This window comes from Frigoriflavimonas asaccharolytica (assembly GCF_013294015.1).
Lineage (GTDB): Bacteria > Bacteroidota > Bacteroidia > Flavobacteriales > Weeksellaceae > Frigoriflavimonas > Frigoriflavimonas asaccharolytica.
The window spans coordinates 156,423-177,245 of sequence record NZ_JABSNO010000006.1; the positions used below are offsets into that span (position 1 = coordinate 156,423).

22 protein-coding genes and 1 pseudogene are annotated in these 20,823 nt (G+C 33.6%); 6 read left to right on the forward strand and 17 right to left on the reverse strand.

The features are described from left to right. Positions 1 to 29: 29 nt before the first annotated feature. Entirely contained in the window at positions 30 to 641 is a 612-nt protein-coding gene (locus tag HNQ03_RS05855; RefSeq protein WP_173778736.1) for a short chain dehydrogenase, read from the forward strand. 186 nt (positions 642 to 827) lie between these two features. On the opposite strand, the gene HNQ03_RS05860 is transcribed toward HNQ03_RS05855, so the two are convergent. The 4 genes from HNQ03_RS05860 to nfsB form a co-directional block, all read right to left on the reverse strand. Further along, positions 828 to 932 (reverse strand): zinc-binding dehydrogenase, encoded by a 105-nt coding sequence (locus HNQ03_RS05860; RefSeq protein WP_173778761.1) that lies wholly within the window; start codon positions 930 to 932, stop codon positions 828 to 830. 12 nt (positions 933 to 944) lie between these two features. After that, complete coding sequence (locus HNQ03_RS05865) at positions 945 to 2,237, reverse strand: carboxymuconolactone decarboxylase family protein (protein WP_173778737.1); 1,293 nt, start codon at positions 2,235 to 2,237, stop codon at positions 945 to 947. A 127-nt stretch (positions 2,238 to 2,364) separates the two neighbouring features. Continuing rightward, positions 2,365 to 2,988, reverse strand: a complete 624-nt coding sequence (locus HNQ03_RS05870) for a putative quinol monooxygenase (protein ID WP_173778738.1) — start codon at positions 2,986 to 2,988, stop codon at positions 2,365 to 2,367. A 28-nt stretch (positions 2,989 to 3,016) separates the two neighbouring features. Continuing rightward, positions 3,017 to 3,670, reverse strand: coding sequence for an oxygen-insensitive NAD(P)H nitroreductase (gene nfsB, locus HNQ03_RS05875; protein ID WP_173778739.1), 654 nt, complete (start codon positions 3,668 to 3,670; stop codon positions 3,017 to 3,019). A 225-nt stretch (positions 3,671 to 3,895) separates the two neighbouring features. Here nfsB and HNQ03_RS05880 point away from each other — a divergent pair, with 225 nt between their 5' ends. The 3 genes from HNQ03_RS05880 to HNQ03_RS05890 all read left to right on the forward strand — a co-directional run bounded on the left by HNQ03_RS05880 (position 3,896) and on the right by HNQ03_RS05890 (position 5,540). Then, positions 3,896 to 4,279: a winged helix-turn-helix transcriptional regulator gene (locus tag HNQ03_RS05880; RefSeq protein ID WP_317170347.1), complete on the forward strand. Its 384-nt coding sequence runs from the start codon at positions 3,896 to 3,898 to the stop codon at positions 4,277 to 4,279. Positions 4,280 to 4,388: 109 nt separating this feature from the next. Further along, positions 4,389 to 4,967 (forward strand): Crp/Fnr family transcriptional regulator, encoded by a 579-nt coding sequence (locus HNQ03_RS05885; RefSeq protein ID WP_173778740.1) that lies wholly within the window; start codon positions 4,389 to 4,391, stop codon positions 4,965 to 4,967. Positions 4,968 to 5,084: 117 nt separating this feature from the next. Then, on the forward strand, positions 5,085 to 5,540 hold the full coding sequence (locus tag HNQ03_RS05890) for a nuclear transport factor 2 family protein (protein ID WP_173778741.1): 456 nt from the start codon (positions 5,085 to 5,087) through the stop codon (positions 5,538 to 5,540). A gap of 224 nt (positions 5,541 to 5,764) precedes the next feature. Here the strand turns inward: HNQ03_RS05890 and HNQ03_RS05895 are convergent, their stop codons facing one another. The 12 genes from HNQ03_RS05895 to HNQ03_RS05950 all read right to left on the reverse strand — a co-directional run bounded on the left by HNQ03_RS05895 (position 5,765) and on the right by HNQ03_RS05950 (position 18,387). Beyond that, positions 5,765 to 6,094, reverse strand: coding sequence for a TfoX/Sxy family protein (locus HNQ03_RS05895; RefSeq protein WP_173778742.1), 330 nt, complete (start codon positions 6,092 to 6,094; stop codon positions 5,765 to 5,767). 13 nt (positions 6,095 to 6,107) lie between these two features. Next, positions 6,108 to 6,362 carry a hypothetical protein gene (locus tag HNQ03_RS05900; RefSeq protein ID WP_173778743.1) on the reverse strand — a complete coding sequence of 85 codons (255 nt, stop codon included), beginning with the start codon at positions 6,360 to 6,362 and terminating at the stop codon, positions 6,108 to 6,110. Further along, positions 6,359 to 6,529 (reverse strand): hypothetical protein, encoded by a 171-nt coding sequence (locus tag HNQ03_RS05905; protein ID WP_173778744.1) that lies wholly within the window; start codon positions 6,527 to 6,529, stop codon positions 6,359 to 6,361. The genes HNQ03_RS05900 and HNQ03_RS05905 overlap by 4 nt, the downstream gene beginning before the upstream one ends. A 66-nt stretch (positions 6,530 to 6,595) precedes the next feature. Beyond that, positions 6,596 to 7,774 carry a winged helix-turn-helix domain-containing protein gene (locus tag HNQ03_RS05910; protein WP_173778745.1) on the reverse strand — a complete coding sequence of 393 codons (1,179 nt, stop codon included), beginning with the start codon at positions 7,772 to 7,774 and terminating at the stop codon, positions 6,596 to 6,598. Between the two features lie 184 nt (positions 7,775 to 7,958). Further along, on the reverse strand, positions 7,959 to 8,414 hold the full coding sequence (locus tag HNQ03_RS05915; protein WP_173778746.1) for a TlpA family protein disulfide reductase: 456 nt from the start codon (positions 8,412 to 8,414) through the stop codon (positions 7,959 to 7,961). A gap of 310 nt (positions 8,415 to 8,724) precedes the next feature. Continuing rightward, complete coding sequence (locus HNQ03_RS05920) at positions 8,725 to 10,002, reverse strand: TolC family protein (RefSeq protein WP_173778747.1); 1,278 nt, start codon at positions 10,000 to 10,002, stop codon at positions 8,725 to 8,727. A gap of 85 nt (positions 10,003 to 10,087) precedes the next feature. Further along, positions 10,088 to 13,282: an efflux RND transporter permease subunit gene (locus tag HNQ03_RS05925; protein ID WP_226927437.1), complete on the reverse strand. Its 3,195-nt coding sequence runs from the start codon at positions 13,280 to 13,282 to the stop codon at positions 10,088 to 10,090. A gap of 14 nt (positions 13,283 to 13,296) precedes the next feature. Continuing rightward, positions 13,297 to 14,319 (reverse strand): efflux RND transporter periplasmic adaptor subunit, encoded by a 1,023-nt coding sequence (locus tag HNQ03_RS05930; RefSeq protein WP_173778748.1) that lies wholly within the window; start codon positions 14,317 to 14,319, stop codon positions 13,297 to 13,299. Positions 14,320 to 14,504: 185 nt separating this feature from the next. Further along, entirely contained in the window at positions 14,505 to 15,434 is a 930-nt protein-coding gene (locus tag HNQ03_RS05935) for a helix-turn-helix domain-containing protein (RefSeq protein ID WP_226927438.1), read from the reverse strand. 184 nt (positions 15,435 to 15,618) lie between these two features. Then, entirely contained in the window at positions 15,619 to 16,665 is a 1,047-nt protein-coding gene (locus tag HNQ03_RS05940; RefSeq protein WP_173778750.1) for a flavin monoamine oxidase family protein, read from the reverse strand. Positions 16,666 to 17,095: 430 nt separating this feature from the next. Then, positions 17,096 to 17,485 carry a hypothetical protein gene (locus HNQ03_RS16090; protein WP_226927439.1) on the reverse strand — a complete coding sequence of 130 codons (390 nt, stop codon included), beginning with the start codon at positions 17,483 to 17,485 and terminating at the stop codon, positions 17,096 to 17,098. A 209-nt stretch (positions 17,486 to 17,694) separates the two neighbouring features. After that, on the reverse strand, positions 17,695 to 18,387 hold the full coding sequence (locus HNQ03_RS05950) for a hypothetical protein (protein WP_173778751.1): 693 nt from the start codon (positions 18,385 to 18,387) through the stop codon (positions 17,695 to 17,697). A gap of 77 nt (positions 18,388 to 18,464) precedes the next feature. On the opposite strand from HNQ03_RS05950, the gene HNQ03_RS05955 reads away from it, so the two are divergent. Beyond that, entirely contained in the window at positions 18,465 to 18,884 is a 420-nt protein-coding gene (locus HNQ03_RS05955) for a winged helix-turn-helix transcriptional regulator (RefSeq protein WP_173778752.1), read from the forward strand. Positions 18,885 to 19,039: 155 nt separating this feature from the next. Here HNQ03_RS05955 and HNQ03_RS05960 read toward each other — a convergent pair whose 3' ends face one another. Further along, on the reverse strand, positions 19,040 to 19,942 hold the full coding sequence (locus HNQ03_RS05960) for a LysR family transcriptional regulator (protein WP_173778753.1): 903 nt from the start codon (positions 19,940 to 19,942) through the stop codon (positions 19,040 to 19,042). A 93-nt stretch (positions 19,943 to 20,035) separates the two neighbouring features. Between HNQ03_RS05960 and HNQ03_RS05965 the strand changes: the two are divergent. After that, positions 20,036 to 20,633: pseudogene (locus tag HNQ03_RS05965) on the forward strand (NAD(P)H-dependent oxidoreductase). Positions 20,634 to 20,823 lie beyond the last annotated feature (190 nt).

Below are 20,823 nucleotides of genomic sequence, written 5' to 3' on the forward strand. Positions count from 1 at the left end.
TTTGCATATAACTTTAAAACAAAAAATATATGAAAACGATAATCTTAATTGGAGCAAAAGGAAAAATGGGTCAAGCAGCATTAAGCGGCTTAGGAAAACATAAAGTAATCACTGCAGGACGTTCGGCTGCTGACTACGATTTTCAAGTAGACATCACAAGTGAGGAATCATTAAGAAAGTTATACAAAGATGTAGGCCATTTTGACGCCGTAGTAAATACTGTTGGAGTTTGTGAATATGCTAATTTCACTGAAATGACCGAAGAACAATGGATGACTACCATTATGAGCAAAATGATGGGGCAAATTAATCTTGTACGTATTGGTCAAGAATACATTGCTGATAAAGGTTCGTTCACGCTAATTACAGGGATTTTAAATACAAAACCAATTCCGTTTGCAATTGCCGATGCAACTACAAGTGGCGCAATAGATACGTTTGTTAAATGTGTTGCTTTTGAAATGCCTCGTGGTATTCGTATCAACTCTATAAATCCAACGGTTTTAGAAGAAGCTTGGGATGTTTATGGTGAAATGATGCCTGGATTTGAACCTGTTCCTGGTAGATTAGTAGGGAAAGCTTTTGAGCGTTCTGTTGATGGTTTCATCACTGGTCAAGTACTTTTTGTTGATGCTTATTAATCAATTTTCTAAATAATAAATGGCGTTTGATAGTTATCCAAACGCCATTTTATGTTTTCTTTCAATTTCAGAATTAATTAAGCTGATTTTTATATTCTAAAGCATTAATAATTTGTACTCTAACTATAATTATAGAGATGCTTTCGATGAATAATACTGTCATTTTCTAATGGACAAGCTGAACTATTACAAAGTTACAATCACTTTTCCAACAGTTCTTCCTAATTCTACATCTCTATGCGCATTTGCCATATCTTCGAAGGCAAAAGATTTATAGATGGTTAGTTTGATGGTTCCATTTTGTTACTTCTCATCAACTACTTTACTAGTACTAAGGTCTTTTGGCAATGAAAAAGATTCAATTTTATCACTGAAAAGAATTGGCGCATATAGCGTATTGCCTTGAATACTTATATCTGCTAAACCTTTTGGAAAAGTTCCAACTAACTTTTTAGCATTGTCGTTTATAAAAAACAAATCGCTAACCGTACCACCTGTAACCAAATATCCCTCTTTAACAACTGCTAATCCATCTAAAGCGCCTAGTTGGTAGCTACTTTTAAGCATCGAAAATGTCTTGTCTTTTAGGTTTACTTTATACATACTTCCATATTTGTCAGCAGTTAAGGATAACGATAATTCGGCACCAAAATTGGCAATCACTAAATAATCACCGTCTACAAAAAGTCCGTTTGGATGCATAATTTCGGGTGCTTGAAACCAAACCACTAGCTTATTATTTTCGAGAGTGAAAATTTTTCCAGTAGCAATATCAGAAACAAAAACTTGCCCTTCTTTTGAAATTGCAACGTCATTTAAAGCCATTGCCTCTTTTGAAGCAATACTCTCTATTATCTTGCCTTTTTTTACATCAATTATATGTAACTCTGTTCCATCACCCACATATAATTTGTCTTGATACAATGCCAAACCAGCAGGATTATTTAAACCCGTAACCCAGTTGTAATTATCAACTTTTCCGTCTTTTGTGATTCGACTGATGTATCCTTTTTCGTTTTTATTTACATTAGAAACATACAACCAATTTTCTGTAGCCGATGCTACAATGGACTCTGGCATAGAGAAACCTGTCAGTTCCCAGTTTTTGGTTAATTTATCGGTAGCATTTGTTTTTGCAGTTTCGGTATAATTCACTTCGCTTAACACCTCTTTTAATGCAAATATCCCATTGTTTGCAGCAGGAAAACCTGTGTACAGACTTAACAAAATCATGGTTTCAGAAATCTCGTTTGGAGTTACACCTACGTTCAAAGCCGCTTTCATGTGCGATTTTAATTGTGATGTTGCATTGGCTTGAGTAGTTAGACTTGCGATGATGAGCAGTTCTTTTGTTTTAAAATCCAAACCTGGTCTGTTGTAAATTTCGCCAAAACCATAACGAATGATGTATTCTGCCATATCTGGCGACACACTTTTAAATGCCGCTTCTAGACCTTTTGCAGCGCCTTCGCCATTAACTTCGTTTACAATTTTTACGCCTGTTTCATAGTTGTCTTCTTTTGTTGTTTGTGCTACTGCCAGTAAATTAATCCCTAAGGCAAAAATTAAGACAATTTGTTTTTTTAGTATGTTCATTTTTTTATGCTTTGATTAACTGTAGTCTTTGAAGCTAATTTTATATTAAATCGCTCTACTAAAGTTAGTTGTATTTTAACTTGATGATATATTTTAATAATATTTCTCGAGCAAAAGTCGCTTAAGATTATATTTCTGTTACAAAATTCATGTATTGTTTCAAATCTCCATCTACCGTTTCTTCCAACAATTTTCCTGTTTTCATGGCGTACGGTTGATTAAAATGAATGTCCCAAACATCAGATTCTTTTCTCCAATATTCATAAACAGCCAAGGTATCTTCTTGCCCGTCAACAGTGTATAAATCAAAAAGGATATTTCCTTCTTCCTCTTTTCGAGTGTTGGTAATATGATCTTCAAATTGCGTTAGAATTTGCTTTCTATAAGTTGGATCGAACTTAAAGATGAAGAAAATAATGAATAATTCGTCGTCTTCGTTTGCAGATTTAGAACGGTCTGGTAAAGGGTTGGTATCACCCAAAAAGTAAAAATCGGGTGCGGTCGCTAAGGCTGTTTGACCTATTTGCATTAACTTTTGGGTATGAGGCTCTTTGTCATGAGATTCGATGGCTGCTTTGTCTGACCAACGTTCGTACACAAAAAATACATTGGCATCGCTTTTTGATACAAAAACTTTAATTTCGTGATTACCCGCTTCTTTTTGTGTTGCTGCTTGAGCTTCCTTTAAAGTTGCTGCAAAACTAGTTGCGTGTTCTGGTTTTGCGGTGAATTTTACTATGGTGCTTTTCATGATGTTTTTTTTTTGATTTAAAAATTACTTATAAGATGGTGATTACTTCTTCCTCTGAAAATCTAGATTTTGGAAGGCTTGCATTAAAATCAGTATCTTTTCTATATCCCAAAGACACTACAGCTAAAGCAGTATATCCTTTTTCACGTAAACCAAACTCTTCGTCTAAAGCTTTTACATCTACACCTTCCATTGGGCAAGCGTCAATTCCTAATGCAGCAACACCTAACAAAAGTGACCCCATATTTAAATAAACTTGTTTTTCCATCCAATGTGGTAAATCTTTAAGGTCGTATTTATGAATATCTGCAAACAACATACGCCCACCGTGCATTTGGTCTTTAAATTGTTGTGCCGCAAAACGACCATCTTTATCTTCTTGTTCCAAAATACTAGTCAAATAGGCTTCGTCTGCATTGGTTCGCGCAGCATATACAATTACATGAGAAGCATCTAAAACTTTAGGGGTATTGAACGGAAAAGTGACCTCAGTACCTTTTGCAATACGTTGTTTACCTTCTGTTGTATCTGCAATAAGAAAATGCCAAGGTTGTAAGTTGATACTAGAAGGACTCAAACGCAATAAATCTTTTACTTGTTGGAAATCTGCTTCTGAGATCTTCTTGGTAGCATCAAATTCTTTTACAGAATAACGGTTGTTTAAAATGTCACTTAAAATCATATTTTTATATTTAGTTACTTATTTATACTATCATTTTTATAGTGGAAAAAGTATGTATAGTTTATAATGTACACAATAACGGTCATAAAGTATAGTATAAAATAAATTTTTAACTAGTTATATTTCAATTATTTAAAAAATAATAATTAACTATAAAAAATATAGTTGCACACTAATAATTAGTGCTATATCTTTGCACTTTATAATGTATATAAAACTAATGCTATGGACAGGAAAGAACTTTTCGAAAAAAAGCCAAAAATAAAGATCAACGACAAAATATCGTGGTGTCCTACTAGTGCCGCAATGGAATTAATAGGTGGGAAATGGAAAAGTGTAATCCTTACTCATTTGATTAGTGGCACGAAACGCTACAACGAATTACGCAAAGAAATTCCAGGAATCACGGAGCGAACCTTGAGTTTGCAACTCAAACAATTGGAAGAAGACGGTTTAGTAGTTAGAAAAGTATTCACCAAAAAACCACCTTTGCGAGTAGAATATACCTTAACCGAATTTGGTCAAACTCTCGTTCCCATTTTAAACCTTATTATCGAATGGGGACTTATGGCTGCAGAAACCAAAGGAGAGTTTATTTTTGAAGAATAACGATCTAGGAAGCGTTTAAATAAGCGCTTGCCTAACTATTCTAAACAAAAAAGAATATATTTAGGGTTGCATACGATTTTATACTACCTAAAAAGATTTGTTGCTAACTATGAAAAACGACCTAATCCAACATCTGAGTAATTACATCAAGTTATCTGATGAAAATACCGCATTGATACTTAATCATACCGAAGTGCATCACTATAAAGCTTCCGATTTTTTTATTGAAAGTGGTGATAAATGCGACCAAATGGCGTTTTTAATAAGTGGCGTTTTTCGTTTTTGTTTTATGGATTATAAAGGAAATGAAATAACCTCGTATTTTATGAAAGAGCACGATTTTGTTAGTAATATCACTAGCTTTTTCGAATTTTCTGTAAGTTCGGGTTCGATACAAGCAGAAACCAATTGCGAAGTTATTCAGTTTTCGAGAGCCTCTTGGGATTTATTTTGTGCCGAAATACCAGAATGGGAGAATTCTTTTCAAAAAATAGTCAATGAAACGTTAGTAAATAAAATCAATTTTCAAAGAAGCTTACTTAATCTCGATGCCAAGGATTCTTACTTAAAATTTTTAAAAACCTATCCGTCTATCTTACAAAGAGTACCTTTAAACCATGTGGCTTCCTTTTTAGGAATAACACCCTTCTCTTTGAGTAGAATTCGAAAATCAATTGCCATCATTTAGTATTAATTGCCAAATGACAAGTCCGCTAACTTAAAAAAACGGTTCCTTTGCGAATATAAATTAATATAAAAATATATGGAAGCTTTAGAACAACAGCGAATTTATAGAGTCAAAGCAATGATGCACCGTTTCTTTTCATTGTATGAAAGCAAGAATACCGATTTTTCTTTGGTAAGTGAATTACTTTATAAAGATGGTTTTGAATGGTTGAGTCCGAGTGGAAACTTGGAAGGCGTGGCAGCATTTGAAAACAGCTTTAACGAATTGAATAAAGATTGGGGACATTCGCACCGACCATTTGAAATGACAGTTACCCTTATTGATGATACAACAGCCTCATTAAGTTTTAACTACATCTATCAGCACGTGCAAGACGGTAAAATAGTTTTACACGCAAAAGGTCATTATGAAATTACTTGTATTGACAATGGCGAAGCGTTTCCACGTATTCAAAAATGCAATCTTAGCTTGCTAAAAATGATCGAAGTTGGTGGCTTTATTGATATGTTCGAAATGAACAAAACTTTATATCTAGACTATCAACTGAAAGCTGAACAGATCATAAAAGCATAGATCCTTAAAAGTTTGCCTTGGTAATTTAATTAACGGGCGAATTTTTGAATAGAATAAAATACAAGCGCTACAGCGAAGTATCTAAAGAAATCCTGGGAATCCTAGAATTTTTTTTAGTTTACAATTCAAACCACTGAATAATCACTTACAATGCCACAACAAAAATAAAGCTATCCTTATCCTTACTAAGCCACAATAGGTTTAATTTTCCCTATTATTCGACTTTATTTGTTTCGTTTTTTTTGAATTTCCAATGATTCTTTTGCCCATCTAATAAACGCCTCAGAATCTTCTAATATAGCAGCTGGAATACTGTAAAATGAAAGCACGGTTGCATTACTTTTAAAAGGTTTTAATGGAACCGAACCAGATTCAATAAATTTAGCCTTATTGGTGTCATCTACTTTCAGATAAACCATATCGTTTGCAATAATTCCAAAAGCTAAATCATCCTGATACAATGCAACACAACCAAACATTTTATTGATATGCACATTACTCCAACCCGATAATTGGTCCAGAACAAATTGTGTAAAATCCTTTGAAACAGCCATTTTTATTTGTTTTTCAATACAGTTTTGACGCTATAAAAGCTCCAATAATCATCTCAGCCCAAGCGATGGGAAATAAAATTGCAGCCGTACTCCACACCCCCAAACCTGTATTGACACTGGCAATCCAGAAAATACCAATGGTTGCAAAAGCAGTAGTTGTACCTGAAATAATAATTGATTTTAAGTTATTCCCAAAAGCAACGGAACAAAGCCAAAATATAAATACTAAAACTGCAGACAATAAAGTATCCCAAATTCCCCAAATCAAGCATTACTCACTTCCATTGCGCCAATTGGTATTCTGCCTGCAAAGAATTTTTCCATCAACGGGAAGGTAACAAACATCGCTCTTGCTACTTCTGCAATATTTATCCAAATGCTGGTTATTAGAGTGATAATAACAAATTGTTTCAAATTAAAAACTTTATTTTCCATTGCAATTCTATATTTAAATTTGATGTAAAGATAGTTCAAGTGGAAGAAAATAAACGTTGCAATTTGCTAAGAAATGGATTGCATCGTATGAAGTAACGCGCTTGGTGTCGTTTTGTGAATTTTTACCTCTGAGCAATCATTAAAACGTTTGAATGCTGCTATCTCTTTTGAAAAGGTAACTTTAAACGCATCATTAAAAGAAAAATTTTCTTCAAAAAACAAATGATGAATATGAAGCATTGCACTCTTTCTATCAGCCTTACAATCCATTCTGGCCACTAATTTACCTTCCCAAAGAATGGGTAATGAAAAATAGCCGTATTTACGTTTCGCTTCGGGAGTGTAACTTTCAATTTTGTATTCAAAATCAAATAAGTGCTGCATGCGTTTGCGCTGAATCAATAAATTATCAAAAGGAGAAAGAATTTTCAGCTGACTTTTGATAGGGGTATTTACCAAATTCAAAGTATCAGGAAAGGCGTAATATAGTTGTCCGTTTACGCTTAATTGCACTACTTCATTGCTTTCATGCATCTCCTTTAATTCGGAAGCGACAAGTGTTTTGGTGTTTTTAAGTAAATAGGCGATTTCACTCGCTTGACCAATACCATTGGACCTTAAATAGCTACTAATTAAAAACCGGATATGTTGTTGCTGACTAGGACAAGTAGTATCAATGTTGTTGGGTAGGACACGTTCCGTTAGGTCATACACTTTATGAAAATTCTTCCGACTCGAAATCATCAAATCCCCTTGCATAAACAAATTCTCCAATGCTTGTTTTGCCGGTTTGCTTTGCCATTCTCCCAATTTAGCCTTGTGTTCAAAGTCTTTTGCCATTAAAGGCCCTTCGTTTTCTATGCGTTTTAGTATAGAATCCATTAGTTTGACATCTTTCTGAAACCAATGACTTTGTTCGTTTTTCAGAATAGCCTCTTTACGGGGAAGCGAAAACTTATAGTCGCGCATGGGCAGATATGCAGCAGCATGCGACCAATATTCGAATAGCTGTTTAGATTCAATTAAGGTATCAATATGAGATAGTTCGTATTCAGGATTTCTATTCCATAGCGTATGGTGATGGGCACGCTGAATAGCAGATATGGTATCTATTTGCACATAACCAAGATGTTCAATACTAACCAGCGTAGTATCTATAGCAGTTCCGTTTACTATATCTGGCAAAACGCGTTGAGAGAGCAGCACTAGCTTTTGTGCTTCTGACGGGGAAAGTATTTCTTTCATATTGCATCATGTATTTCTTTTCGTATACAACTTAAATGTTCTGCTGAAACACCAATCTGAGAAATGAAGCTTGTTGGTAGCTAATTTTTGACCCAAGGGATTCGAGCAACAGTAAACGACACCTCTTTTAACATTAGTTACAACCTATAATAAGTGCAAGGATTGTGAAATGATCCTTTTCCTTTTATAAATTAGACTTAAAATTCATTAAGGCCTCCAAAGCATACTTTAACCTAATTTGTGCTCCTTCTTGCGAGCCAAACAACGATCGAAAAAGAATACCTTCATGATTTATAATTAACCATTGCGGTGTTCCTTCTGAATTGAACTGATCGTAAACTTGGTGCTTTTCATCAATGTAAATAGGAAAAGGCAGTTCATCAATTGTAAAAATGCTATGAATTTCTTCTTTAGTAGTTTTTGTGTTTCCAAAATTGGTATGAATGCTAATAACTTGTAAATCCTTAAACTCTTTTTGTAAGACATAGGCTAATGGAATGGCTCTTCCCGAGCAGCCCAAACATTGATTTCGGTAAATGATAAGTAACAGATTTTTACCTTTGTACTTTGCCATTAAGTATATTTCGTTTTCTTCAAAATCAGTTACTACTATTGACGTTATTTTACTGTTTTCTGTCATCTTCTTTAATTTTGAACTCTTTAATAAATAGCATTTTACAGTACTCCAATGACTACAACGGATAAAAAAGATATCCGTGCACCCTTTAGACACCTATAAATATAGTTGTTTTTTTGTTTAATAGGAACTAAGGCAATAGTATTTGCAAATAATCCAATCCCACTTGTGTCACCAATCCATAGAGAAATAAGGAACTTACAAACTCAAATGATTTCTTTTTTAAATGATTGATTGCGCTGCTACAAAAAAGTACAGCAGGGTTTTCGATATTAGATTTTTGGTTTTGTTTTTCATTCCAACTGTTTTTATGTTATTCTAAACTTGAAGTCGCTTTTTTGTAATTGGCTTCGCTAATTTTGAACGATGCTTTGGCATCTATTACATCAGAGAAAGCGGTTTGCCATAAAACTTGTGCTTCTAGAACATCTTTTCCTATTACCGTTCCGGCATCAAAACGGTCGTTGTTTAAGCGTAAGTTTTCATCTGCTTGTGCCAATGATTTTCGGGTGATTTCTATCCGTTCTTTAGCACGAAGCATTTCTAGTTTTGCATTTGCAATTTCGATAGCTACAAATTCTTGGGTTTGTTCCAATTCAAATTTTTGTGCTTCTACTTTAAAATCTTGTTCTTTTACTTTTTGTTTGCGACCTCCCCAATCAAAAACGGGTACATTTACGCTCAACATGGCATAGTAGGAACCAAAGTTATTATCGCCCGTAGCAAAATTAATTCCTTTACCCAGGCCATATAATCCACTTACATTCAAAGCGACTGTTGGTTTTCTGTCTCCTTCAAGTAGTTTTGATTTCAATTCTTCTATAGAAACCGCTTTTTGCAACATTTTAATTTCTGGACGATTAGCAATCTCGTTTTCCTGTGAAAGCTGACTTTCGATAGCATTAATCTCGATCTCAGCATCTTCAATGGTAAATTCTGTTTCTTTCGAACCAATTAATTGCGCCATTTTTAAATTTAAAATAGTCAAAGCATCTTTGGCTTTCCATAAATCTAATTGCGCTTGATTGAGTTGTACTTGTACACGCAAAACATCATTTTTGTAGATGATTCCTGCATTGTACGTGTTGTTTAAATCCTTCAATAATTGATTCAACATTGCATTGTATTTGGAAGAAAGCTCAATTTTTCCTTTGGTATTAATGATTTGCCAGTAGGTTGTTTCTACATCTAATAAAACTTCGGCTTCGGTGAGTTCCTTTTGCGAGGTGTATAAATCTACAGCTGTCGTACTGATTTTTTTTGCAGTATTTATTTTTCCACCGGCATAGATCACTTGGGTTATCCCCAAAGATATATTGGCATTGTATGCTGGCAACAAGGCGCTTAAAGGTTCGCCTACGTGCAAACCCAAAGCACTAGCGTCTATAAATGGTTTATCTGATGCATAAACCGAAGCTTTTGCCGCTTCTGCTGCGGCTATATTTTGTGACGCACGTTTTGTCTTTTTATTATTTGTTTTTGCTAAGGTTTTGGCTTGTTCCAAGGTTAATATTTGATCTTGTGCTTGTAAGCTTTGAAATGTGATAAGCAATAGAAAAACAAAAGAAAGGATGTATTTATATGTTTTCATTATTAATTTTTAAAATATAGTGCCTACCACTTCACTTTTAGGCTAAAATTGCTATGAAGAAAGGAAGCGGTAGTCGGCGGTTTTTTTATTTAAATCGTTTTTTGAATTTGTGTTGTAAGACCCCTATTTTTCTTGATGTTCTACTTTTCTTAGGTTTGTAAAGTATAGGTTCAAATTCATTAATTTCTGAATGTGGATGTATAGCATCAGGTTTAGGTTTCACAAACTTATAATACAAAACAGGCACAATAAATAAGGTTAAAATCATAGAGACAATTAAACCAACTGCTAATACACTTCCTAAAGGAGCCCAAAGCGGAGATTTGCCAACAATCATTGGCACGACTCCCACGGCAGCAGCAATAGAAGTTAAGAATATAGGACGCATATGTCTTTTACCAGAAGCTTTAGCCGCTGCTTTTATAGTATAGCCATGTTGTAACACCAATTCATCTGCATAATCTACCAGTATAATTCCGTTTCTTACCACAATACCGATTAAGCTTATAATTCCCATAAATGCGGTGAAACCAAGCGGGTTATTTGTTAAAATCAACCCTGAAAAGGCTCCTAAGAGACTTAACGGAAATGTAGCTAGTATAACCAATACTTTGGTGAAATCTTTAAATTGAAATAGTAATACCAAGAATATTAATACTAAACTAATGCTTAAGGACATCATCATGCCTGGAGCCGTTTCGTTGGTGCTTTCATATTCGCCACCATAATTAATAGTTATACCATCTGGTAATTTTAAATTGGCAATTTTTGGCATAATATCCTTTTGAACCGTAGCAGCCTTTAATCCCATTTGCGTTTCGGCAAGAACAGTTAATGTTCTTAAACCATTGCGATGTGTAATAACTCCTGTATGCCATTCTGGTGTAATGGTTGCCACTTCTTTTAAAGGCACTTTAGTACCGAACATAGTAGAAATAGAAAGTGCACCCAAATCACTTATATTTTCACGATTATTGGCATTGTAACGCAATACAATATCGACTGCTTTATCACCTTCATATAATGTGGAAACTGGATACCCCTTTAATCCTGCACCTAATGTTTGTGAAACCATAGTATTAGTAACGCCTAGTCTATTTGCTTTATCATCTTTTAAATTGACATTAACACCATAATAATCATCCTGATATGAAGATCTCACCCAGTTTGTACCTTCTTCATTATTTAATATAGAAGTTACTTGTTCTGCAACTTGTTTTTGCTTGGTTAAATCCTCTCCCACAATACGCACTTCTATTGGTGCAGGTGTATCTTTCATAGACAATTGTCTAATTCTAATATAACCATCGGGTATAAAGCCATCAAACTTTTTTAGATAGGCATCTGCTAATTCTTGCGTTGCTTCTTTTCCTGTAGTGGTTATGAAAATTTGTGCAAAGTTTTTACGTGGAAATTCTGGCGCGTACGTAGAATGAAAACGAGGTGAACTGGTGCCAACAAAACTAGCAACACCCAAGACTCTTTTATCTCCTTTAATTTCTTTTTCAATGCGATTAACAGCAGCTTCTGTTTGTTCTAAACTTCCACCATTTGGCAACCAAACTTCTATATTAAATTGATTTCTTTCGGCTGTTGGAAACAATTCTTGTTCCAAGCCTGTAGCAAGACCAAAAGCTAATACAACCGAAGATAAGCCTACTAGTAATGTAGTTTTTGGATATCTAAAGCTAAAGTCTAACGCTTTGTTAAATACAGTTTGCAATCTATCTAGCAATGATTTATTTTCTAGATGATTGCTTACTTTATGTTTTAATCCCTTTTTAATAAATACATAGCACATGTAGGGCGTTAATAATAACGCCACAAGTAAAGATGCAAATAAGGCAACTGCCACAGCAATTGGTAGTGCTTGAATAAACTCCTTAGCGATACCATTTAAGAAAAAAGCCAATGGTAAAAAAGCAAAAATAATTGCCATGGTTGCTGTAAAAATGGGCACCATTAATTGTGTAGCACTTTGCCATGCGGCTGTCCAACGATCTAAGCCCTCATCTAATTTTTCTATATAATTATCCACTACCACAATAGCATTATCTACAACCATTCCCAAAACAATAATTAATGCGGCAAGCGTTACTTGGTGTATTTCAATACCAATCATATTTAGTATGCCAAAGGTGATCACTATGGCTATAGGACAGGCGATAGCAGAAACAAAAGCAACTCTGAAGGGTAGTAGTATAATAACTACAATTATTACTGCTAAAATAGCAATGATAAATTCCAGCATAAAGTGGCTGATACTACCTTTTACAACTGCAGGTTGATCTACAATAGTATTGATGGATACATCTTGTGGTAATTGCTTTTTTATAAAGTCTATTTTTTCGGTAAGCTTTTCTCCAAACTGAACGATGTTATTTCCCGGCTGTATTTCTACCGTAAGCATCATTACTTTATCGTTGTCCACTTGAATGAAACTCGACGTTTCTTCATAACGACGTTCAATTATAGCCACATCTTTTAAACGTACTACTTTACCATCTGGGTTACTGTATATAATTTGGTTTCCTAAATCGGCTTCGTTTTTATATTGGTTTTTTGTAAAAACGGATACTTCGGAATTTTTTAATGTAATTCCGCCAGAGTAGCCCGTATTATTTTGCATTTGTATGACTTGGGCAATTGTTGAAAAATCGAAACCATATTGTTTTAGTTTTTCATCTAATACCGTCACATATATTTGTTGTTTTTGTCCGCCATATCGTTTTATTTTAGAAGTTTCATTTATGGTTTTTAGCCCATCTTCTAACACATCTAAATACGATTCTATTTCAGCATAACTACGGCCTGGTGCCGAAACTGTAATCATCTGCGCCACAACATCTCCAAAATCACTATTTACCATAGGACCAACAATCCCTTGTGGAACTGCAAAATCTTGTCTGAATGTGGTATTTAAGCCATGTTGAAGTGTTGCCCAAAAACGATCCGTATCTTTTACATTTTCATTTAGCTCAGCTGTTATAATTACTTGACCTTCTTTAGTTTCAGAAATTGTTTTTTCTTTTCTTATTTCTTCAAAACTAAATAAATATTGTTCTAATTGATCGGTTAATTGTTTTTCGACTTGTTCTTCATCTGCTCCTGGGAAAGCAGCGATAACCAATCCCTTACGAACCGTAATATGCGGATCTTCACTACGGGCCATCGTTGCTAAAGAATATATTCCTAACAGCATTAATAATGTAGTCAAAACAATGGTTACCTGTCGGTATTTCATTGCCGCCTCTATAAAATTTATTTTTACGCTCTTCATTTTAAAATGGGATTTTATTTAGATGACAGTTTTATCGTTTGTCCGTCTTTTAAAGTTCTATGTCCTGAAATTATAAGATGTTCTAGTGCTGTTAAACCATCTGTAACAATGACTTCATTACCACTAAAACCACCAAGAGATACTCTTTTTTTAATCGCTTTATTGTTTTGTGCGACAAACACATAGTTAATATTATTGGCATCTCTAATTATAGAGCCAGCTGGTATTGCAATTATATTTTGTTTATTATTCGTTTCAATTTTGATATCACTAATCATCCCTGGGAGCAATTTGTTCTGAGAATTATTTAATCTAACTTTTACATTAAATGTTCTTGTTAAAGCGTCAGCAACTGGATTCACAATAGCCACTTGACCATTAAAAGTTTCACCCATTGAAGCAATTTCTACCGTTGCAGGAGTTCCGATTTTTAACTTTGAGATTTCAGACTCAGTAATAGAAGCTTTAGCATAGACTTTATCTGTTTTCATAATGGTAAATGCTGGAATACCGGGAGCTGCTGTCGCTCCAATTTCAGTCTGTTTTGCAGTGATAATTCCAGAAAATGGCGCGTATAATTTTGTGTCTGATAGATTCTTAGCTGCTAAATTTCTATTGGCGTTTGCTTGCGCTACAACAACTTTAACTGTGATAAAATCGCGTTCTGGCAAACTTCCTTTTTGGAATAGACCATTTAATCTCTTAAAATTATCATTGGCTAGTTCTAAGCCTGCATTGGCAATATCAAATGCATTTTGGTAAGTAGTTGCATCAATTGATGCTAGTAGTTGTCCTTTTTGCACTCTTTGTCCTTCATCAACCACTACGTATGAGATTCGTCCTGCAACGGCAAACCCTATCGAAACAGTATTGTCTGCTTCGATGGTTCCGCTGTATTTAAGCGTTTCATTTTCAGAGGTAGTGGTGATTTCTTTTACGCTAACCTTGGCAGCGGTTTCTTCTTGTTTTGTTTCTTCTTTATCGGCACAACTATTTAGTAAAAAAATAAAAGTGGCTAAGAGAGCTAATTGTTTCATAGTGGCAATTATGTGAGTATTTGTTTTAAAAAAAATTACTCTGCAAAATTGATACAATGCTAACTTTTAAAAAAGGTCTAAAGAAGGGTGTTTTTGGTCAATATCGATTATTTTTAGAATTTGTAATATTCCAAAAATTGCTTTAAATTGCGTTTTTAAAGTGTTTGGTTGGTCTAAAAATAGTTTTAGGCTATGTTTTTATATTTAGATGGAGAAAAACCGGTTTGCTTTTTGAAATATTTCCCAAAAAACGACTGATCGCTAAACTGCAATTCGTCTGCTACTTGCGCAATAGTCATAGAGGGATTTTCCAATAAAAGTCGGGCTTCCATAATTACGGCGTCCTCAATCAGTTGGCTTGCTGTTTTTCCAGAAACATCTTTCAACACTTTGGATAAATGACCAGTAGTCACTGCAAGTTCATCGGCATAAAATTGCACGGTGCGTTCTTTTTTGAAATTAAGATTCAAAATAGCTAGAAAACGTAGCGTAAGATCTTCTTGTCGAGAAAATTCAGCTTCAAGATTAGGATGAGTGGTTCTGAATATTGCTGCTAAATGATACATTAAGGTGATAAATCCATGCCGAATTATTTCTTTTCGAAAAGGCAAAGCAATCTCTGTTGTTTTGTTATTTTTTGCCAATAGTTTAGCTAACGAAAGGTTAGCCACTCTTTCTTCCTTAGATAATTTTAATTTCGGTATATTGCTTGCTGTGAAGAAATTCAAAGCATCATAATCTGTCTTTTTAAAGTTATTTTGAAGAATGAATTCATTCGAAAAACTAAAGCCTACCAACTTTAAGTCGGTGCTCATTTTTAAAATATGCATTACAGTGTGCGGTTTTATAACCACCATTTCATTTGCACCCAACACATAGTGAATCAGATTCAGCTGAATGTGAATTTCGCCTTTAAGGATTAATAGGAAAGTATGATTGTCTGTTCGAAAGGGATAACTAACCGGAATTTCGTTGAATTCGTTTTTCGAAATATACACATGCAACCCCTCTGATTCCTGTGGTAAATCGCCTATTAATCTAACTAAATCATTGGTCGAGTGGTGTTTTATTGTAGAGGGATGCAATTTTATTTTTTGTTTAAAAATAGGCTGCAAATATAAAGCATTAAATGTAATAATTTATAGTAGGTTAAATTCAAGCTAATTTTGGAACTTTCAAAAATGTATATTTTTCAGAGTTATTGTGAGTTTTTCTGATTTACGTCGGTTAGGCAAAATCTACTTAAAAGAACAACTAAAGGACTAAAATGATAGCATATCTGCACATTAAACTAAAATATTAAAATCCATCTGCAATTCTCAAAGCAGAAATAACAGCACCTTCCATATAACCTCCAAATTCTGTGGCTGTTTCTGTTCCTGAAAATAATACTCTTCCATTCATATAACTATTTTGTAAAACGGAATGCCCATTGTTTTGATGCGGTCTTTGTATCATTTGATTTCCGCTTATTATAAATTCGTCCGTCCAAATTTTGTCAAAATAATTTACTGGATTTGACGCTTCTGCTCCTAAAAGTTCTGCTAATTGCTTTAGTACGAATTCTTTTCTTACTTCTTGTGAATAAGTTGTAGCTCCACCATTCAAAAATCCGGTAAACCCAAATTTATTTTCTTCAAAATTGGTGTGATCGTACATTTCTGAAACAATTCCTGAATGACTGTACAACATTCCAGAAAACCCATTATTTCTCCAAAAAGGCGCTTCATATTCTAACACAAATTTTATAGCACCTGCCATCCAAGTTTGAACCGTTGGTAAAATAAGCGAAACAGCATCAGGTAATTTAGGTGAAAAAATAATGTTGGAACTTATTAATTGTGGTGGTAAACAGAGTATAACTTTATCTGCATAAAGTTTTTCTCCATTGGAAATTTCAACTATTATTTCGCTATCAAATTCAGTAATACCAACAACTTTTGTATTCAGACGTATATTTTCAGAAGGTAATTTTTGAGCTAATGTATCTATTAGGTTTTGTGTTCCTCCTTTTAAACGGTATGATGGACTTTCTGATTCTGGAACAAAAAACTGTTGCGGTGGTTCAAATGATTTAGTTTGAAATAGGGAAGTGCCTTTTGAAAATTGCGGATATTTTTCTAAACCCAATTCATTTATAAGCGCCAATAAATTCTGGTGCATATCCGAAAACCAGGTTGCTCCCAACTCTAAAGGTGTTTCTAATGTTCCTTTTTTGGTTTGAATTCTTCCACCAACTCTTGAAGAGGCTTCTAAAATTTTTGATTCTATTCCTCTTTTTGATAATAAATAAGCTAACGTTAATCCGCTTAATCCACCACCTATAATTATAATTTTTTCTTTCATTACTAAATTTTAAGCCCAAAAAGCTGCTGCAAAAATACAATAGCTTTATGAGGTAATGTTTTGCGAGTCAGCGAGTTATTTTTGCTAACGGTTAGTATAAGAATAGTAGCGGGTTTATACGCACTTACTTTCGTGTAGCAATATAATTAATTAAAAACAAAAACGGTTCAAGTTAAAACCTATACCGCTATTGCTTTTATACATTGTTGCATGCCGTTTTTTATTCCGATTTTTTTACTTTCTTTTGAGTAACAATAGGTTTGCCATATAATGCCTGTATTAATGTTGATGCTGCAAGAAGTCCGTAAAGTATTGAAATAACTATTGTTGCTTTTGTATTTTTAAAAATGTAAAAGGAAAGCAATGGTAGTAATTGTAAAGCGTGCATTCCAATAAAGTGAGAAACTCTCAAATCGCCTACAGTTTTACTTTAACCTACAATCCACCAATTCGAATTATCATTGATAGCTCCAACGCTGTGGTTCATACGAGAACCCATTAAACCTCCTTCAAATGAAAAAATAACAAAAATCAAGATACCCAAACGAATTGACCAAACATAATAAGTTGGTAAATTTGGAAAAGACTGTGTGAAAAACAGCAAGCCAATATAAGCCGTATATAGTGTAACAAGTACTGCTACTAAACCCATTAACGAATATAGAAGTGAATATGTTGGTGTGCTAATATTGAAGTGAGACAATTGTCCTTTTGATGCTTGGAAAATAATATATATAAGTTCAAAACCAAATAATGTAATAACTGTCCAATTAAATGGTGTTACATTAAAATCGAACAGATAATGGCAGTACCAAGCCATAGTCCAAGAGTATAATCCTATTGAAACTGCAAATTTGAAAGGCTTAAACCAAGCGTTGACTCCGTGAACTTGTTTAGATGTTGTTTTGGTTAGAACGATGCAAACTATTGAAAGAATTACACATAATAAACCAAAGTAAAATAAGTACTCGTTACGAACTTTCAATTCTTTTAGAAAGCTGATAATTCCTTCAATCATAGTTCTGTTTTTTAGTTCACCTTGTATTTCTGAACAAAATAATTTAAACAAAACAACATTGCACTATAAGTAAAAATTAGGGTAGGCATATTGGTGTTAAATCCTAAATCAAATTCAGGAATACTTAATAAATCTCTAAACGAGCGGGTTGCAATCAGTGACATAAAAACAATTCCATAAGCGAAAACAGAAATAATAGCTACTTTATTTTTAGTAGTTCGTATAATTCCTTTTTTTGCCTCTCCTCTAAAGAAATACCAAAGTGCTCCAACGCTGAATATTGCTTCTATGAAAATGGCTAAATATGTGCTAGAAGCATACAAGCCAAGACCAGCTTCCATTGTACCCGCCCCAAACAGATGATGCATATGACCAGAAAAGAAATCTAATACAAAGTGTACAAAGACTAAAGCCATACTTACTAATCCTATTTTCGTGCTTTTAAATAATAATTTTCCAATTATAAATGCAAGAGCTAGCCAGAATAATAAAGGCGCTAAATCATGACTATATAACATATCAACTGCCATATTACTTAAAGTGGCATCAAAGGCATCACTTGGGTCAGTGCGTTCAAATCCTAAATAATGAAAAGTAAACCACAATAAGTCCTGTAATTGTGATATGATTAAAAAATAAAGTAATGTTCCTTTTGGGAATTTTTGTTTCGCTATTAATGCGGTAGTAAAATGACCTGCTAACATAATTTTTGTATTTTTGCTTTCAATTCGATAGCAAAAGTAATAATTACTATCGAATTAATAGTAATAATTTGTAAAAAATGATAAAAGAATTTCGTTCTGGCTGTCCAATATCTTCTGCATTAGATGTTGTAGGCGATAAATGGTCTTTATTAATTATCCGAGATATGTTAATTAAACATAAAAAGACGTTCAAAGAAATATCAGATTCGGACGAAAGGATTGCTCCAAGTATTTTGTCTGCACGATTAAAATTATTGGAATCCTATAAATTAATATCCAAAACAAAAATACCTGAAAATAAAAAAGAGAATATTTATTTGTTAACAGAAAAAGGAATTCGATTAACTCCAATAATCATTGAATTCAGTTTGTGGGGCAATACTAATATGCGAGAATTTAATAAAATAGACGATATAGAAGGTTTGAATTTAGATAAGTCTCATATTATTCAATCGGTTCAAGATAGTTATAATTCTATGTTGCTCAATTTCCGATAATATTGCTCTCAAATGGCATACAACTCATTTATATGTATCACAAAACTATACAAAGCTCCCCAGTTATGTGTGCATATGTATCACTACTATGATACTTTATCTATTATGCTAATGTAAGATAAAACAATGAAAATTTTTAAATATATATATTGTGTTTACTTCATCTTTGCTGTAAATATATTTCGAAGCACCTCTAGTTCTTTCTTGTATTTCAAATCTGTTCTTGAGGCAAAATACAAGGTGTTTTCGGTTTTTACTTTTCCTTCCCAAACTACATTGATCTCTTTATTCGAAATCTCCTTTTGGCATAGAAAATCAGGCACTAAAGCCAATCCATTTTCATTAGATAAACATCGAATGATAGAAGTGATATTAGGCAAAATATAGTTGGGTTTAAAAGAAGGTTTTTTATTGAAATTCTCAAACCAAAAACGTCTAAAATGCTCCATTTCGTTGGAGGAACTATACCAACTCTTTTTCAATAATTCTGCTTCTAAGGCATTCAAATTATTAGCTTCGATCTGCTTTTTTATCTCGGTCGTATCCGTTTTATTTCCTGCAATGAGAATAATTCTTTCTTTCGAAAAAGGGACATACTCCACCAGCGATTTTTTATCATTTTGTTTTCTGGGCGTAATCACTAAATCTAAAATGCCATTATTCAAGTCTTTTATTAAATCGGTATGCGCACCAAATCGTGCCACTAGGTCAAAATCCAACTTCGGAATTTCGGGTTCAATAATGAGTTGGAACATCTCAGAACACATACCAATATTTATAGAAGGATTTGTTTCTTGTGTGGTTCTTTTAAAATGGTGTTCGGCAATTTCCAGCTTGTTCAGCGATTCTATAATGTATTCGTATAAAAATTTTCCATCCTCTGTAGGAATCATTTTTCTCGACGTGCGTTCAAATAATTTTTTTCCAACATAGGCTTCTAATGCATTCAAGTGCACGCTAACACCAGGTTGAGATGAATATAAAGCAATTGACGCTTTAGTTAAAGTGCCGTTTTCATATACTTCTTTAAACGTTCTATACCATTCTAAATTGACCATAACTATTAATATTATAATACAAAGGTATGATTTGTATTATTTTTACAATACAAAAAAGCAACTTAATTTTGCCCCATAATTAAACAAAGAAAGATGAAAAATATATTTATAATAAATGGAGGTCATCCATTTGCACATTCTGGAGGTCGATTTAACGAAACACTTTTCAATACTACAATGGGTTACTTTGATTCAAATGAGAATTTTGCTGTAAAATCTACTCAGGCTGGTGACGATTATGATGCAAAAGAAGAAGTAGAAAAATTTAAATGGGCAGATATCGTTATTTACCACACCCCTTATTTGGTGGTTTCAGATTCCATTTGGTTTCAAAAAATATATCGATGAAGTTTTTACCGAAGGGCATCAAAACGGAATTTATAAAAGCGACGGAAGAAGCAGAACAAATCCAGATATTAACTACGGAACTGGTGGATTGATGCATGGAAAAAAATACATACTCACCACTAGTTGGAATGCACCCAAAACAGCTTTTACCTTAGAAAATGAGTTTTTCGATCAAAAAAGTGTTGATGAAGGGGTTATGTTTGGGTTTCACAGAATGAATGCTTTTACAGGTATGGAATTGATAGGTACACACCATTTTCACGATATGGAAAAAAATGCAGATGTACCGCTGGAGTTAGAAAATTACAGTGGCTTTTTAAACAAAATTACTTTGAAGATGTAATTAGTCAGCGCTTAAAAACACTATGATTTTCAATTTCTAAAATTTTAATATTGATATTTTCTGGAATTTTTGATTCCAAGTTAAAGTTATCACGAATAAAAGTACATTTAAAATTTGGCAAATGGAAGATTTCCATTTATTCATCATCCTTTTAAAGTTAAATGCCGCTGCAGCGAGTAAAATGTTTATA

Bases quoted from the DNA above. Each gene is read 5' to 3' on its own strand.
- HNQ03_RS05855 (WP_173778736.1), top strand. From the start codon at position 30: ATGAAAACGATAATCTTAATTGGAGCAAAAGGAAAAATGGGTCAAGCA.
- HNQ03_RS05865 (WP_173778737.1), bottom strand. From the start codon at position 2,237: ATGAACATACTAAAAAAACAAATTGTCTTAATTTTTGCCTTAGGGATT.
- HNQ03_RS05870 (WP_173778738.1), bottom strand. From the start codon at position 2,988: ATGAAAAGCACCATAGTAAAATTCACCGCAAAACCAGAACACGCAACT.
- nfsB (WP_173778739.1), bottom strand. From the start codon at position 3,670: ATGATTTTAAGTGACATTTTAAACAACCGTTATTCTGTAAAAGAATTT.
- HNQ03_RS05880 (WP_317170347.1), top strand. From the start codon at position 3,896: ATGGACAGGAAAGAACTTTTCGAAAAAAAGCCAAAAATAAAGATCAAC.
- HNQ03_RS05885 (WP_173778740.1), top strand. From the start codon at position 4,389: ATGAAAAACGACCTAATCCAACATCTGAGTAATTACATCAAGTTATCT.
- HNQ03_RS05890 (WP_173778741.1), top strand. From the start codon at position 5,085: ATGATGCACCGTTTCTTTTCATTGTATGAAAGCAAGAATACCGATTTT.
- HNQ03_RS05895 (WP_173778742.1), bottom strand. From the start codon at position 6,094: ATGGCTGTTTCAAAGGATTTTACACAATTTGTTCTGGACCAATTATCG.
- HNQ03_RS05905 (WP_173778744.1), bottom strand. From the start codon at position 6,529: ATGGAAAATAAAGTTTTTAATTTGAAACAATTTGTTATTATCACTCTA.
- HNQ03_RS05910 (WP_173778745.1), bottom strand. From the start codon at position 7,774: ATGAAAGAAATACTTTCCCCGTCAGAAGCACAAAAGCTAGTGCTGCTC.
- HNQ03_RS05915 (WP_173778746.1), bottom strand. From the start codon at position 8,414: ATGACAGAAAACAGTAAAATAACGTCAATAGTAGTAACTGATTTTGAA.
- HNQ03_RS05920 (WP_173778747.1), bottom strand. From the start codon at position 10,002: ATGAAAACATATAAATACATCCTTTCTTTTGTTTTTCTATTGCTTATC.
- HNQ03_RS05925 (WP_226927437.1), bottom strand. From the start codon at position 13,282: ATGAAGAGCGTAAAAATAAATTTTATAGAGGCGGCAATGAAATACCGA.
- HNQ03_RS05930 (WP_173778748.1), bottom strand. From the start codon at position 14,319: ATGAAACAATTAGCTCTCTTAGCCACTTTTATTTTTTTACTAAATAGT.
- HNQ03_RS05940 (WP_173778750.1), bottom strand. From the start codon at position 16,665: ATGAAAGAAAAAATTATAATTATAGGTGGTGGATTAAGCGGATTAACG.
- HNQ03_RS16090 (WP_226927439.1), bottom strand. From the start codon at position 17,485: ATGGCTTGGTACTGCCATTATCTGTTCGATTTTAATGTAACACCATTT.
- HNQ03_RS05950 (WP_173778751.1), bottom strand. From the start codon at position 18,387: ATGTTAGCAGGTCATTTTACTACCGCATTAATAGCGAAACAAAAATTC.
- HNQ03_RS05955 (WP_173778752.1), top strand. From the start codon at position 18,465: ATGATAAAAGAATTTCGTTCTGGCTGTCCAATATCTTCTGCATTAGAT.
- HNQ03_RS05960 (WP_173778753.1), bottom strand. From the start codon at position 19,942: ATGGTCAATTTAGAATGGTATAGAACGTTTAAAGAAGTATATGAAAAC.